The sequence below is a fragment of the Streptomyces sp. YJ-C3 genome (assembly GCF_053891275.1).
Window position 1 is genome coordinate 4,746,771 of the sequence record NZ_CM132685.1, and the last position, 14,353, is coordinate 4,761,123.

Sequence of the window (14,353 nt, forward strand, 5' to 3'; positions counted from 1 at the left end):
GCGACGCATATCTGCGCCTTGAACCGCCGTTCGGCGTTCCGGACGACTGCTCCGGCCGACCGGATGCACGGTCACAACACAGGTGCGGGGCCGGCCATGGTGGCCGGCCCCGCACCTGTCCGCCTCGGTCAGAAGTGGTCCACGTCCACGACGGCCTGGGCGAACGCCGTCGGGGCCTCCTGCGGCAGGTCGTGACCGATGCCGGCGAGCGTGCGGTGCTCGTACTTACCGGTGAACTTGGAGCGGTACCCGGTGTCTCCGCCGGCCGGGGTGAACGGGTCGAGCTCGGCGTCCACCGTGATGCTGGGCACCGCGATGGACGGCCCCGCCTCGAGCACGTTCTCGTACCGGTCGTAGCGGCGTTCCCCCTCCTCCAGGCCCAGGCGCCAGCGGTAGTTGTGGATCACGATCGCGGCGTAGTCGGGGTTCGAGAACGCGGCGGCCGTGCGGTGGAACGTCGCGTCGTCGAAGCCCCAGCTCGGCGAGACCAGGTCCCAGACGAGCCGGGTGACCTCCAGGCGGTGCTCCTCGGACTCCATGGCGAGCTTCCCGCGCTCGGTGGCGAAGTAGTACTGGTACCACCAGGTGTGCTCGGCCTTCGCGGGGAGCGGCGTGAGCTGCGCCTTGCGGTTGGTGATGAGGTAACCGCTCACCGAGACCAGTGCCTTGACGCGCTCGGGCCACAGGGCCGCGATGATGTCGGCGGTCCGCGAACCCCAGTCGAAGCCGGCCAGCACGGCCTTGTCGATCTTGAGGGCGTCCATCAGGGCGATGATGTCCAGGGCGATCGCCGACTGCTGGGCGTTGCGGAACGTGCGCGCGGACAGGAAGCGCGTCGAGCCGTGGCCGCGCAGGAACGGGACGATCACCCGGTAGCCCTGGTCGGCCAGGAGCGGCGCGACGTCCACGTAGCTGTGGATGTCGTAGGGCCAGCCGTGCAGGCAGAGGACCACCGGGCCGTGCGCCGGGCCGAGTTCGGCGTAGCCGACGTTCAGCAGACCCGCCCGGACCTGCTTCACCGACGGGAACGAGGTGTGGGTGCCGGGGGCGATCGTCGGGACGACCGGCACCTTGCCGCCGCTCGCGCCGGAGGAGCTGGTGGCGGCGCCCGAGACGCCCTGCAGACCGGTCAGCGAGACGGCGGCCGCTCCCGTGCCGATACCCACTGCCTTGGTGAAGGTGCGCCTGTTGATCATGTGAAACCCCTCGTACGTTTCCGATGTGTGGCCCTGCGTGGCCGGTCTGCGCGCGCTTCGACACTGACACACAATGCGTCACCAGTCAAAGGGGTGACGCGAGGTATCGCTCTTGCTCTCGAATGCGGCGAGTGATCGGCGCTCCACACTGTCGTCCTGGACCACCCCTCGGCACATCAGTCACTTGACGGTGATGTGTGACGTGCCGGAACCCGCTCCACGGCTCTCCCGGCCGGAGGCCACCGCGCGAGGCGGCGGCATCCCCCGCGGTCCGGACGGCCCGCGGCCGGTGCATTAAGTCATTCGACTGTTTCCCCGGCCGCGCGCGTGGTTGATCCTGGCGGTGTCGCCCCCCACACGCCCGTGCCGGGTGCTCATCCACGCTCACGGAGGGACTGTGCCGTGCCCCGGACTCCCGTCGTCCTCATCCACGGCCCCTGGCTGCACTCCGCGTCCTGGCGGCCGTGGGTCACCCGCTTCACCGACCGCGGTTTCGCCGTGGTCGCGCCCGGCTGGCCGGGAGAGCCCGAGACCGTCGGTGAGGCGCGCCGCTCCCCCGGCGCGCTGCCGGAGATCGGGCTGGATGCCCTGACCGAGCACTACGAGGACATCGTCCGTTCCTTCGACATCCCGCCCGTGGTCATCGGCCACTCGGTCGGCGGGCTGATCGCCCAGTACCTGCTCGGGCTCGGGCGGATCCGGGCCACGGTGGCCATCGCGCCCGCGCCCATCGAAGGTGCCCCGCCCGGTGCGGTGTTCACCGATCCCGCCCGGTGGCCGGATTCGGCGGGTCCGTCGCCGACGGTGTCACTCAGCGCCGAGCAGTTCCGCGCCGCGTTCGCCAACACCGTGCCCGAGGAGGCATCACGGCTCTTCGAGCACTACGTGATCCCCTCGTCGCGCCGCCTGCTGTCCGACCTGTCGGACGGGCCCGGCTCTGCGCAGCGCCGGCGGACCGTCGACACCGCCAACAGCCGGCGCGGACCCCTGCTGCTGGTGTCCGGGCAGGAGGACCGCATGGTGCCCGACGAGGTCAACCGGGCGGTCTACAAGCTGTACGGCGACGCGGCCGCGCAGAGCAGCCTGAAGCAGTTCCCCGACCGGGCGCACTCGCTCACCATCGACAGCGGATGGCAGGGCGTCGCCGACCACGTCCTCGTGTGGCTGGCCCAGCACGGCATCCACGGTGACCAGCCGTAGGGAGCGGTCAGCGATGGTCGCCCTCGGGAGTCCTGCCGAGGGCGTCGCGCAGCGCGGCGCGCGAGGTGATGCCGAGCTTCGGGAAGATGCGGTACAGGTGGGAGCTGACGGTGCGCGGCGACAGGCGCATGCGCTCGCCTATCTCCTTGTTCGTCAGCCCGCCGGCCGCCAGTTCGGCGATCCGCCGCTCCTGCCAGGTCAGCGCCGCCAGGTGCAGCGCGGACGTCCGGGTGGACAGCCCCGAGGCCCGCAGCTCGGCATGGGCGCGCTCGGCCCAGGCCGCGGCCCCGAGGCGGTCGAACGTCTCGGCGGCCCGGGTGAGCACCGGCCGGGCCGTCCTGGGCCCGCTGGTGTGCCGCAGCCGGATGCCGTGGGCGAGACGGATCCGCGCGAGCTCGAAGGGGAGATCGCGCGCCGCCGGGTGTGCCTCGGCCCGGGTGTACAGATCCTCCGCCTCCTTCGGGTCCTCCGCCGTCATCGCGAGGGCCCCGAGCGTGATGAGCGCCAGCCGGGGAGACACGTGCGGCAGCCCCACGTCATGCGCTGCCAAAGCGTGTTGGCGCCCCTGCTCCCCGCGCCCGGTGTGCACCGCCGCCTCCACGAGGTCGAGCAGCGTCCGGGAGGCCTGGTGCGCGTACGGTTCGAAGGAACCGGGCCGGGTGATACCGATCGCGTACAGGTACGCGGCCTCGTAGTCGCCCTCGCTGAGTGCCGCCGCCGCTCCGGTGGCCTCCGAGATCTGGGTGAGGAAGCCGACGCCGCGCGGCCGCGCCCAGGCGTCCACGGCCGCTTGCAGTTCCCGAGCTCGCTCAAGGCGGCCTTGCGTCGCGGCCAGCAGGCCGAGGTAGGCGCGGCTGTGGTGGGCGAGCAGCGTGTATCCATGAGCAAGGGCCAGTTCGAGTGCGCGCTCCCCGGTCTCCTCCGCCTCGGCCCACCCTCCGGACGCCATCTGGTCCAGCATGATCAGGTGGAGCATGGTCATGGCGTTGGAGACGGCGCCGTTGTCCTTCTCGCGCTCCACGGCCCGCCGCATGTACGGGCGGTGCATGCTCAGCGTGTCCACGTGGTACGCGGCGACGGTCAGCCGGGTCACGTCCCAGGGCGCCAGTGTCTCCTGCGCGGTGAAGGCCTTCTCCACACGCTCCCGCAGTCCCGAACCGTGCAGGACGACATCGCCCCACGCGTCGCGCAGGATCGCGGTCAGGGTGTGCACCCGCTCGCCGAGCGAGTCCAGGAGGCTCTCGGTGCGCCGCCACATGGCCGCGTCGCTCGCGTACTGGCAGATGGCGAGCAGCACGGCGAGCAGACGGTTGAGGACCTCGTCCGTTTCCGGGTCCGGCCCGTCGTCACGGAGCCGCTCCACCGCCGCCATGACCTGCTGGTGCGTCGGTCTGACCTCGCCGTCCTGGAAGAAGCCGACGTAGGCCGTGGTGATGACGGAGGCCATCGAACCGGCCGCCCCGAGCCCCGGATCCGCGTAGTGCACGAGGGTCCGCGCCTGGTCGAGGAGGGCCGCCTGGCCCGCGATGTAGGCGGCGTCACCGAGGCGCCGGGACCGGTCCGCAGGCTGCTCGCTGAGCTCCGCGGCCCGGGTCAGCCAGGACACAGCGGCAGCCGCGCCGCCACGCCGGGTCGCGGATCCGGCCGCCGCCTCCAGCGTGGCCGCCACCTCGTCGTCGGGGTCGATCGTCGCCGCGGCCAGATGTCCGGCACGGCGTTCGAGGTCGGTCCGGTGCACCCGTGCAAGCTCGGCGTGCGCCGCGCGGCGCTGATTGGGCGTCGCCAACTGCGCGACGGTGCCGCGGATCAGCGGGTGCCGGAAGAGGAAGTCACCGCTGACCGGGTCGACTTCGAGCAGCCCCGCGGCGGCCGCCTCGTCCACGTTCTCCATCCGGTACTGCGCGCCGTGGGCTCGGCCTCGGCCGTTGCCGGCCCCCACACCGTCGAGTGCGCCCCGCAGCAGCTCCGTGCGGACGGCGGGTGCGAGACGCTCGATGCGGACGCCGTAGACGTGCTGGAGGCGGCGCGGCAGCGACACCCCGCCGAAGCCGGCGAATTCCGCTGCCATGCGGGCGCCTCGGCCGCTGCCGACCACGTGCGGGGGCAGTTCGAGCAGCGCCAGCGGGTTGCCTTGCGCGTGCTCGAGCACGATCTGCCGGCTCTCCTTGTCCATCTGCGGATGGCGCAGGTCGAGGAGTTGCCCGGCCGCCTCGTCGGAGAGCGGCTCCACCACGACTTCCGGGAGGGCCGCGGTGTCGAAACGTGAACGGACGTCGGAGCGCAGAGCGACCAGCATCCTGACCGAGCTGCCGGAGAGCCGGCGCGCCACGAACCCGCACACCTCGGCGCTGGAGTCGTCCAGCCACTGGCCGTCGTCGATCAGAAAGGTGAGCGGGTCGCGGGCGGAGGCCAGGGCGAGCAGGTCCAGTACGGCGATGCCGAGCGCCATGACGGACGGGGGCGGACCGGCGCTGAGCCCGAAGACGACGTCGAAGAGCGCACGGTGCTGCTCGTCGAGCTCGGCCGTGCGGTTCAGCAGGGGGTGGAGAAGCTGGTGGAGTCCGGCGAACGGGAGCTCGGACTCCGTCTCCACACCGGCGATCCGGATCAGCCGGTGTGCCTCGTCGGCCGCCAGCCGGGCCACCTGGTCCATCAAGGTGCTCTTGCCCACGCCGGTCTCGCCCCTGAGGACGAGGGCACGTCCCGCGTCCTCGGTCACGAACGCGGACAGCGTCTCCTGCTCGCCGGCCCGGCCGACGACGGTGGTGCCGAGCGACTCCACGGCGTCCCCCTTCCTTCCCCTGATGACATGTCGCGCGGTCGTGCCGCGCACTGCCGCCCACCCACACGTGTCTCGCACAGCCGCATGCTGAGAACACGCACACGGCCCGTGACCCGAGACGTCTTCGTCCGGTGGCCTTCAGGCCGACTCCCGCCGCCGGAGGCCCAGTTGGGACGAGGGGTCGGGTGCGTGAACGGCCGCACGTCCCACCGCCATACCTTTCGGGGCATCGAGCAGCCTAAGCGTAGGGGGTGGGCTTCGTCACGGCTGTCTTGAAAACACCTGGCATGTTGTCGGCCGACGCGACGCGTCGCACGGCCCTGCGGACATATGGCCGCCGGGTGCGTCGCAGGTTTGTCCGGATCCGCTCCCCGCACCGGACGACAGTCCGGCGCGGGGAGCGGGCCGGCCTCACACCTCGGGAGCTGCGACCTCGGTCAGTGCACCGTGCTCCAGCCGCAACCACCGGTCGACGCCGATCTCGCTCAGGAACCGCTCGTCGTGGCTGACGACCACGAACGCACCCTGGTAGGAGGTAAGTGCGCTCTCCAACTGCCCGGCACTGACCAGGTCGAGGTTGTTCGTCGGCTCGTCGAGCAGCAGGAGCTGGGGAGCGGGTTCGGCACACAGCACGCAGGCCAGGGTGGCACGCAGGCGTTCACCACCCGACAGGGCGCCCACGGGGAGGTGGGCCCGAGCGCCCCGGAACAGGAAGCGCGCGAGCAGGTTCAGCCGCTCGGCCTCCGTGCGGTGCGGCGCGTAGGCGGCGAAGTTCTGGGCGACGGTGCGGTCGAGGTCCAGTAGGTCCAGGCGCTGCGACAGGTAGGCGATCCGGCCGTCGGCGCGCCTGATCTCGCCGCCCTCCCCTTCGAGTTCGCCGTTGATCAGGCGCAGCAGGGTGGACTTGCCCACGCCGTTGGGCCCGGTGAGCGCGATCCGTTCGGGACCGCGGATCGACAGGTCGATGCCGTCGCCGGCGAACAGGGACCGGTCCCCGTGCCGGACCCGCAGGTGCTCACCGAGGAAGACGGTGCGCCCGGTCGGGATCTGGGTGTCGGGCAGGTCGAGGGTGATGCGCTGTTCGTCGCGCAGCGCGCGTCCGGCCTCGTCCAGGCGGGACTTGGCCTCACTGACCCGGGCCGCGTGCACCTGCCCCGACCGGCCCGCGGCTTCCTGCGCCCCGCGCTTCATGTTCCCGGCGAAGATCCGTGGCAGACCGGCGTCCTTGAGGTTGCGGGCGGCGTTGCTCGCCCGGCGCTCGGCACGCTCGCGGGCCTGCTGCATCTCCCGCTTCTCCCGCTTCAGCGCCTGCTCGGCGTTGCGGACGTTCTTCTCGGCGATCTCCTGTTCGGCCTTGACCGCTTCCTCGTACGCGGTGAAGTTCCCGCCGTACATGCGCAGTTCACCGCGGTCGAGTTCGGCGATGCGGTCCATGCGGTCGAGCAGTACGCGGTCGTGGCTGACCAGGATCAGGCAGCCGTTCCAGTCGGCCAGGACGTCGTGGAGCCGGTGCCGGGCGTCGAGGTCGAGGTTGTTGGTCGGCTCGTCCAGGAGCAGGACGTCGGGTCGCTTGAGCAGTTGGGCTGCCAGACCGAGCGAGACCACCTGTCCCCCGCTGAGGGTCCCGAGAGCGCGGTCGAGTCCGATGTCGGACAGTCCCAGGCGGTCGAGCTGGGCGCGGGTGCGTTCCTCGATGTCCCAGTCATCGCCGATGACAGTGAAGTGCTCCTCGCTCACATCGCCGGATTCGACGGCGTCGAGCGCCTTGATCACCTCGGCCACACCGAGGACCTCGGCAACGGTGAGGCTGCTGGTGAGCGGCAGACTCTGCGGGAGGTAGCCGAGAGAACCGGAGACGGTCACGGATCCGGCGGTGGGCCGCAGCGCACCGGCGATCAGCTTGAGGAGGGTGCTCTTGCCGGCGCCGTTGGGCGCCACGAGGCCGTTGCGGCCGGGGCCGACAGTGAAGGACAGGTTCTCGAAGACGGGGGTGTCGTCGGGCCAGGCGAAGGACAGGTTCGAGCAGATGACGGCGGCGTCGGACATCATGAGTTCCTCGTGTGGAACGCGGGAATGCGTGGAGCACTCCACCGCGTAAGGGAGTTCAGGGCATGAGAGGACGACGAAGGGACCACACCGGCGGACGCGTCAGGCATCCATCGACGGGTGGCCATCACAACCGGGTATCACCCGGAGATGTCGTCTTCACCTGCCACAGCAGTCTCCTCAACACACGACGAAAGGGAGCTTGAGCGTAGCAAACGCATCGCCGCGTCCGCACTGCATTTGAACGATGCGTCCTTCCGGAGCTCGCACACGCCGCCAGCTCAGCGCAACTTCCCCCATCGAGGTATGGACGAGCCGGACCGTTTAGGCATAATGCGAGATACGTGTTCGGCGTTGCACACCTCACACTCACAAGTCACCTCACTAGGCGGTTCTCGGATGCTGAGGTGTGCCACCGCCGTTTCGCCGGTGTCGACGACGCAGGTCCACGACTTCATCAGCCTGATACGAGGAGACGGAGACGATGAGCACCAGCTACACCGCGTGGTCACGGTGACGGGCGAGGGCCGTAACGGCGGCCATGTCGCCGCGAGCGACAGGCTCCTCACGACCGGACTGGCCGTCCCGAAGGAGCTCGGCTGGGCAGGACACCGCCTCCGCCCTGGGCGAGGCCGCGCACCGGACCTGCCCCTGCTCCAAGGCCACGCGGGGCAACATCCCCGCCACCGTCAAGGCCACGGCGTTGGCCTGACCGGGCGAAAACCCGGTGCCCGACCTGCCCGCCGGGGTGTGCCGTCCCCCTTCCACCCCGGCGGGCACGGCGATGCGACCGCTCCTCCGCATCATCACGTACAAGAGGAGAGCGCACCGCCACACACACCTCCGCACCCACCAGAAGAAACCGTGCACAAGGATCGACGCGTACACCCCCTGGCTTCGCCCGGACAGGTCACGGCCATCGGCCGGGCCGCCTCGACGTCCGCACCGGTAGGCCCCGGTGCCGACCCGGCCCAGGTCTTCGTGGCCCATGAATCCCAGGCGTACGCAGCCCCTGGAAAGGCTTGGGCATCGTTCACCTGCCGATGGAACTGGACCGCATCGCTGCCCCACGCGGTGCCGGTGCCGACGGCGGGGAGCTCGCCCGCCGTGCGGCCGGTTCCGGGCGGCTTCGCACTCTCCGGTGGCTGGCGGGTACCGGCCTCTGCAGGCCTCGGGCCCTGGCTGGTGCTTCCGCTGCCCCGGCCAGGGCAGGGGCCCGACGACACCGAGGCGGACCACCGCCTTCCCGACCTCTACGTGGTCCCCTCCCGCAGCCTGCCCGCATCGACCGGCATCACTGGCGGCTGCGTCAACGCCCCGCTCGCTCCGGGCGCGGCTTTCCCGCTGCACGGCTTCTTCGTGCCGACGGGCCACGCAAGCCACTCCTCCGGCCGGGCGCTGTACGGGGAGCACTCCTCGTTCGTGTGGACGGCGGTCACGGGTATGGCCCTGGGCGCGGCCGGACGGCTGACGGGCGAGCTGGCGGCGCTGGGCGCGGCCGCGGACTCCTCGCGCGTTGCGGCGACCTCCGCTCTGCAGCCGAAGGCCGTGGCGACCGAGCTGGCGGCGCTGCTGCGCCACGAACGCCTCGGGTTCACGGCGGACCTCCACAACGGGCCCGGCCTGGGCCGGCTCGTCTCCCTCGCCGCCCGCGCGCCCCTGCCGGACCGGGTCGGACGGGCCGCGGCACTGGTGCAGCGCGTCGTGACGGCCGCGTACGAGCACACGGTCCTGTTCCCCGCGCACGACGCGCGCCATCCCCTGGAGTCTCTCCTCTTGGACAGCTTCGCGGCGTTGCAGCACCTTCGGTCTACGGTTGATCTCCTGCTGACCGACGGCGCCAGCTCTCCGACCGAAGGTGAACCACCGTGACGAGCGTCGCATACCAGGGCGAATACGCTTCCAACTCGGCAACCGCTGCCCAGAAGCTGTTCCCCGGATGCACAGAGCTTCCCTGCACCAGCTTCGAACAGGCGCTGGACGCCGTCACGCTCGGCGCCGCCGACGTGGCGGTGATCCCCGTCGACAATTCGGCGGCCGGGCGCGTGGCCGACGTGCACCATCTCCTGCCGGAATCCGGCCTGTTCGTCGTGGGCGAGTACTTCCTCGCCATCCGCTTCGACCTCGTGGGAGTGCCCGGTGCGTCGCTCGCGCAGGTCGAGCAGGTGCGCAGCCATGTGCACGCGCTCGGGCAGTGTCGCAAGGTGCTGCGCGAGGGCGGCTGGCGCACGCTGATCAGCGACGACACGGCGGGAGCGGCCCGTGAGGTGGCGGAACTGGGCGACCCGCGCCACGCGGCGCTCGCCCCGCCCGCCGCGGCCCGGCACTACGGCCTCGAGGTGCTGCAGGCGGGCGTCGAGGACGATCCGGACAACACGACGCGCTTCGTCATCCTGTCCCGCGACGCGGACTTCGCGCCGCTCTCGGACGAGCCGACGATGACGAGCCTGTTCTTCGCCGTACGGAACATCCCCAGCGCCCTCTACAAGGCTCTCGGCGGCTTCGCCAGCAACGCGGTGAACCTGACCAAGATCGAGAGCTACCAGATGGGCGCGGGCCTCAACCCCAGCTGCTTCTACGTCGAGATCGAGGGGCATCCCGACGAGACCCGGGTCGCGCTGTCCCTGCAGGAGCTGCGCTTCTTCTCCTCGGAGGTCCGTGTTCTCGGCGTCTACCCGGCGCACTCGCACCGGCTGGGCGGGCGCACCGCATGACGCACGCCGCCGGGGCGGCGGGCTCGTCGGCGGCGGGTTGCCGTACGCGCGTGCGTCAGACTCCGGCGGTGCTCTTGCGGGCCCGGTAGGCGGCGGCCTTGACCCGGTTTCCGCAGGTCCGCATGGCGCACCACTCGCGCCGGTGACCACGCGAGCGGTCGAGGTAGACCTGGGTGCACTCGGGGCGGGCGCACTCGCGCAGCAGGGCGCCCTCGTCGCCGCCGAGGATCTCGACCGTGGCGCGGGCCAGGGCCGCGAGGCCCTGGGAGACGGACCCGGTGTGCCGCACTCCGTCGGGACCGAGCTGCACCTTCACGGGCAGGCCGGCAGCGTGCCGGTTCACCTCGGCGACGTCGGCGGCGGGCAGAGTCTCGCCCGCGAGGCGCGCCGCGACCAGGGAGTAGATCGCTTCGCGCAGGTCGATCGCGGTCTCCAGATCGACCTCGTCCGCGTCGGGCGGCGTGTCCAGCATCTCGGACTCGACGAACCAGTCGTCGAGCAGTTCGGGCGTGGCGAGCTTCTCGGTCGGTGCCTCATTGCGCCGTGCGCGCAGAGTGCCGACGAAGTCGAGTGGGAGCGTCCCACAGGGGAAGGCATGATTCACGTAACCATATTGACTGGTGACTGCCGAATATGCAATGCCTCGCCTCCCCGATCGACCACAGGGCAGCAGCCAGGGATCCGGCAGTGCATCACGTCACCTGTTAGAGTGGTGTCGACTCAATGGCCGGCACCCGGGAGGAATCCATGCGTACGAAGCGGCAGCGCAAGGAGCGTCGACAGTGCACGCCGAGCGTGGACGAAACGATGCTGGCCCTCAACCGCAAGGTGAACTGCAACGACGCCCGTACGTCGGACCCCGCCGCAGCCCTGGCCGTGGAGATGGCCACCCAGCGGGCGCGCGGCCTGGCGGTCGCGGCCTACCTCGGCGCGGCGCTCTGACCGATGGCGTCCTGGCCGGACGGGCGAGCCTCCGCTCTCCGGTCCGCCCGGAGCGTCATCGCCGTGACCTGCGGCGCGCCACCGGCCCAGGCGCGTCAGCCGGACGGCAGTTCGCCGCTCCCGAGCAGGTCCTCCAAAAAGCCGTCCCAGTCCAGCAGGCCGGACTCCGCCTCGGCCGGGACCGCCTGGTAGGTGGACTCGATCCACTCCGCCATCGTCGGGACCGGCAGTTCGAAGACGGCACTCGCGTCCCGGGACTCGAGCATCAACCACGTCCGCTCCTCGTCGAAGCGCGTCGGCCACATCTGCACGTCACCGTCGCCGCATTCTTCGTAGAGGCCCTGGCGAAGGAGCTCCCGGCTGATGTGCCAGGTCACGCTGGAGCCCCGGCCGTGCGCGAACGTGGCAGAAATGATCATGGGTGCGTCCGGATCGAAGCGGAACTCCGCACGCAGAGGTATCCGCACGTACTCATCCAGTACGCGCTGGAGGGTCAGGGAGAGTTCGGGCAGAGTCCGAGGTTCCGCCTGGTGAACCCGTAGTTCGGATTGCTCGCCGTTCATGACGGGGTCTCCCCTTTCGTGGAGCGCGTTCGTTGTCCTCACTCTTGTGCACACCGGCGTCCCCACCATCAGTCACTTGACCGTCAGACGTGAGACGCCGAGGCGCCGGCGTCCGCAGACGGCCGGCTTCAGACCGGCCGTCCCTGGTCCGGATCCTGCACCGCCCACCCCCGCCGCGCCTCGCCCCTCGCCCCGTCGCCGCGGATCAGGCCGCTTCGAGGGGCGCCAGGGCTCTTAACTTCCGCAGGGCATTGTGGTGACGGGACTTGACCGTTCCTGTCGGCACACCGAGGATTCCGGCGGTCTCCTGGATGGTGCGGTCGCACAGGTAGAGGTGGACCAGGACCGCGCGGTGCTCCGGTGACAACTGCCGCAACAGGGGCCCTGCGACCAGCGAGTCGTCCACCCGGTCGGTGCTGTGGCGCGCGGACAGCGGATCGTCGTACCGGGCTCCCACCACCTCCCGGCGCGCATGGGGTTTGCGGACCCAGTCGATGACCAGGTGGCGTGTGACGGTGAAGAGCCAGCCGCGGACCGATCCCTCCGTCCCGACGAGGCGATCGATGTTGCTCCAGGCCCGGACCGCCGTCTCCTGCACGATGTCCTCGGCGAGCCCGTGGTCGCCGAGCATCTTCTCGGCGTAGGAAATGAGTCCGTCCCTGTGTTCTCGCATGATGACACCGAGCAGGTCCGACCCGTTCACCACTGTGGAAGGTATAGCCATAGTCCTCTGAGCCGTCCCGAGTTCTCTCCATGCAGCCGGTGGAGGCCGGACGTGGCCACCGCGGCGCGCCACCGGCAGGCTCCCGTACCGGAACCCCGCCGCTTGTGTGCCGTTCACCTGTCATGAGTACATGTGTCGCCGTGGAACACGGTCACACCCTGGAGTCGACCAAGCATCCCAGTACATGCCCTGCCCTCACAGTCTCACACCTCAAGTGTGAGGCATCTCGCCCGTCGACACGTGTACACACACATGTTTCCGCACAGCCCATCGTGAACGCGACACCAAATGCACGTTGCTAGCCTGGTGGCACTCACGGCGTCGGCCGTCCGTACGGCCGAGCAGCCACCATCGGGAGGTACCGGTATGCAGAAGGTCCTGAGCGACGACGCCGTGGTGCGCGTCAACGACTCGGTCCACCTCGTCTCGGGAAGCAACACCAACTGGGTGATCGTCAAAGACGGCGACAGCTGCACGCTGATCGACACCGGCTATCCCGGCGACCGGGAGGCCGTGCTGGCGTCCCTGAGCGCTGTCGGCCTCGCCCCGGAAGCCGTCAGCGCCGTTCTCATCACGCACGCCCACAATGACCACATCGGTGCCGCCGAGCATCTGCGCACCACCTTTGGCACACCAGTGCTGATGCACGAGGCGGAAGTACCGCACGCCCGGCGCGACTTCCTCCATCAGGTGACCGCGGGCCAGGTGCTGGCGCAGGCTTGGCGGCCCGGTGTGCTCCCCTGGGCGCTGCACGCCGTGCGGTCGGGCGGAACGGCGCACATGAAGATCGGCGATCCCCGCGCGTTCCCCGCACCGGGCCCGCTCGACCTGCCGGGCGGCCCCGTCCCCGTGCACACACCCGGGCACACTCAGGGGCACGCGGCCTACCACCTGCCCGGAAGCGGCATCCTCGTCACCGGCGACGCCCTGGTGACGGCCCATGCCACCTCGCGTATCAAGGGCCCGCAGCTGCTCCCCGGCATGTTCCACACCGACCGTGCCCGGGCGCTGGAATCGCTCTCCCTCCTCGAGCCCGTGCCGGCCGACGTGGTCCTGCCCGGGCATGGTCCTGCGTACCAGGGCGCGGTGAAACATGCCGTCGACCTGGCGCGCGAACGTGCCTGAAGGGCCGCACACCCCGGCCGGGCCGGGAAGCGGGCGCCACCATCTGCCGCATCCGCTGCGCCGGCCTCTTCAGAGAGGTACGTTCGGGGTGAGTACCCAGGTCGGCGCGTGGGGCCGGTGTGTCACACAGTCCAGGCGACGCACGACAGTGTTCGAACAGAAATGACATACATCCTGGCAGTACGGGGAAGAAAGTTGTTCGCGAACTTCGGTGGCCGTCACTGGTCTGGGTACGATGCCTGCCACCATTCAACGCAAGGGAGAGTGAACCGGTTGTGGCCAGCCAATCAACCGAGACGCTCCGGTCGCGGTACGTCGAGCAAGCCGCATCGGACCTCGAGGAGAACCGCCGCCAGCAGCGGGAACTGTCCGAGAAGATCAAGATGTTGAAGCAGGAGGAAGCTCTCCTGACCGACATCCTGAGCCTCACGGAGCGGTTCCAGGGCCCGGTGGAGGCACCGCCGCTGCCGGAGCAGGCACAGGACGAAGCCACGTTCACACGCCCGCGGTCCACCACGAAGTCCGCAACCTCCGCTCCCGGCAAGGCACGTCGCCCCGCGGCGGCGCGGTCCGGCAAGAGCTCCGGCAAGGCCGGCGGCAAGGAGAAGCCGCGTCAGCCGCTGCTCGGGGAGCTCCTGACAGAGCTGCTCTCCGCGTACAAGGAGCCGCGCCTGGCGAAGGACCTGCGCGACGAACTGCTGGAGAAGCACCCGGACCGGACGCCGACGCCGCAGGTGGTGCGCAACACCCTGGAGTCGCTCGTCGCCAAGGGCCGTATCCGGCGCCACAAGCAGGAGCGTTCGGTGATGTACACGCTCGTCGAGCCGGACAAGAAGTAGCCCGCGACGGTACGGGACGGACCGGTCGTCGCGTCTCCCGGTTGTGAGCCGGTGCCATCCGTCCTGGCACCGGCCACCGCGCTGCACGTCACCGTCCGCCCACGGCATGGACGCCGGACGCACGGCGCCTGAAGCTCCGAAGGAAATCCGGGTGATTCCCCGGAGCTCCATACATGTGTTGCGTCGTAGCCGCCCGCTCCGCACACATGACACCGGTGATTC

12 protein-coding genes are annotated in these 14,353 nt (G+C 70.3%); 6 read left to right on the forward strand and 6 right to left on the reverse strand.

The window, feature by feature from the left end:
- Positions 1–128: 128 nt before the first annotated feature.
- Positions 129–1,196: an alpha/beta fold hydrolase gene (locus ACVHNB_RS21185; protein ID WP_456225574.1), complete on the reverse strand. Its 1,068-nt coding sequence runs from the start codon at positions 1,194–1,196 to the stop codon at positions 129–131.
- 402 nt (positions 1,197–1,598) lie between these two features.
- On the opposite strand from ACVHNB_RS21185, the gene ACVHNB_RS21190 reads away from it, so the two are divergent.
- On the forward strand, positions 1,599–2,396 hold the full coding sequence (locus ACVHNB_RS21190; RefSeq protein WP_456225575.1) for an alpha/beta hydrolase: 798 nt from the start codon (positions 1,599–1,601) through the stop codon (positions 2,394–2,396).
- A gap of 7 nt (positions 2,397–2,403) precedes the next feature.
- On the opposite strand, the gene ACVHNB_RS21195 is transcribed toward ACVHNB_RS21190, so the two are convergent.
- Both ACVHNB_RS21195 and abc-f read right to left on the reverse strand, forming a co-directional pair.
- Positions 2,404–5,178, reverse strand: coding sequence for a helix-turn-helix transcriptional regulator (locus ACVHNB_RS21195; protein ID WP_456225576.1), 2,775 nt, complete (start codon positions 5,176–5,178; stop codon positions 2,404–2,406).
- A gap of 411 nt (positions 5,179–5,589) precedes the next feature.
- Entirely contained in the window at positions 5,590–7,224 is a 1,635-nt protein-coding gene (abc-f, locus tag ACVHNB_RS21200; protein ID WP_456228920.1) for a ribosomal protection-like ABC-F family protein, read from the reverse strand.
- Positions 7,225–8,331: 1,107 nt separating this feature from the next.
- Here abc-f and ACVHNB_RS21205 point away from each other — a divergent pair.
- Positions 8,332–9,096: a hypothetical protein gene (locus ACVHNB_RS21205; protein ID WP_456225577.1), complete on the forward strand. Its 765-nt coding sequence runs from the start codon at positions 8,332–8,334 to the stop codon at positions 9,094–9,096.
- A complete protein-coding gene (locus ACVHNB_RS21210) occupies positions 9,093–9,938 on the forward strand; it encodes a prephenate dehydratase (RefSeq protein WP_428957154.1) in 846 nt (281 codons plus the stop codon). The genes ACVHNB_RS21205 and ACVHNB_RS21210 overlap by 4 nt, the downstream gene beginning before the upstream one ends.
- Positions 9,939–9,993: 55 nt before the next feature.
- Here the strand turns inward: ACVHNB_RS21210 and ACVHNB_RS21215 are convergent, their stop codons facing one another.
- On the reverse strand, positions 9,994–10,542 hold the full coding sequence (locus ACVHNB_RS21215; RefSeq protein ID WP_428957153.1) for a CGNR zinc finger domain-containing protein: 549 nt from the start codon (positions 10,540–10,542) through the stop codon (positions 9,994–9,996).
- Between the two features lie 143 nt (positions 10,543–10,685).
- Here ACVHNB_RS21215 and ACVHNB_RS21220 point away from each other — a divergent pair, with 143 nt between their 5' ends.
- Entirely contained in the window at positions 10,686–10,880 is a 195-nt protein-coding gene (locus ACVHNB_RS21220) for a hypothetical protein (protein WP_428957152.1), read from the forward strand.
- 95 nt (positions 10,881–10,975) lie between these two features.
- On the opposite strand, the gene ACVHNB_RS21225 is transcribed toward ACVHNB_RS21220, so the two are convergent.
- Positions 10,976–11,299, reverse strand: coding sequence for an SsgA family sporulation/cell division regulator (locus ACVHNB_RS21225; protein ID WP_456225578.1), 324 nt, complete (start codon positions 11,297–11,299; stop codon positions 10,976–10,978).
- 349 nt (positions 11,300–11,648) lie between these two features.
- Positions 11,649–12,116: a sigma-70 family RNA polymerase sigma factor gene (locus tag ACVHNB_RS21230; RefSeq protein ID WP_428957150.1), complete on the reverse strand. Its 468-nt coding sequence runs from the start codon at positions 12,114–12,116 to the stop codon at positions 11,649–11,651.
- A 417-nt stretch (positions 12,117–12,533) separates the two neighbouring features.
- Here ACVHNB_RS21230 and ACVHNB_RS21235 point away from each other — a divergent pair, with 417 nt between their 5' ends.
- The gene (locus ACVHNB_RS21235) at positions 12,534–13,292 is read left to right on the forward strand and encodes an MBL fold metallo-hydrolase (protein WP_456225579.1); all 759 of its coding nucleotides are present in this window, start codon (positions 12,534–12,536) and stop codon (positions 13,290–13,292) included.
- A gap of 275 nt (positions 13,293–13,567) precedes the next feature.
- On the forward strand, positions 13,568–14,131 hold the full coding sequence (locus ACVHNB_RS21240) for a hypothetical protein (protein ID WP_428957148.1): 564 nt from the start codon (positions 13,568–13,570) through the stop codon (positions 14,129–14,131).
- Positions 14,132–14,353: the final 222 nt, after the last annotated feature.

Bases quoted from the DNA above. Each gene is read 5' to 3' on its own strand.
- abc-f (WP_456228920.1), bottom strand. From the start codon at position 7,224: ATGTCCGACGCCGCCGTCATCTGCTCGAACCTGTCCTTCGCCTGGCCC.
- ACVHNB_RS21225 (WP_456225578.1), bottom strand. From the start codon at position 11,299: ATGATCATTTCTGCCACGTTCGCGCACGGCCGGGGCTCCAGCGTGACC.
- ACVHNB_RS21235 (WP_456225579.1), top strand. From the start codon at position 12,534: ATGCAGAAGGTCCTGAGCGACGACGCCGTGGTGCGCGTCAACGACTCG.
- ACVHNB_RS21185 (WP_456225574.1), bottom strand. From the start codon at position 1,196: ATGATCAACAGGCGCACCTTCACCAAGGCAGTGGGTATCGGCACGGGA.
- ACVHNB_RS21230 (WP_428957150.1), bottom strand. From the start codon at position 12,116: ATGCGAGAACACAGGGACGGACTCATTTCCTACGCCGAGAAGATGCTC.
- ACVHNB_RS21220 (WP_428957152.1), top strand. From the start codon at position 10,686: ATGCGTACGAAGCGGCAGCGCAAGGAGCGTCGACAGTGCACGCCGAGC.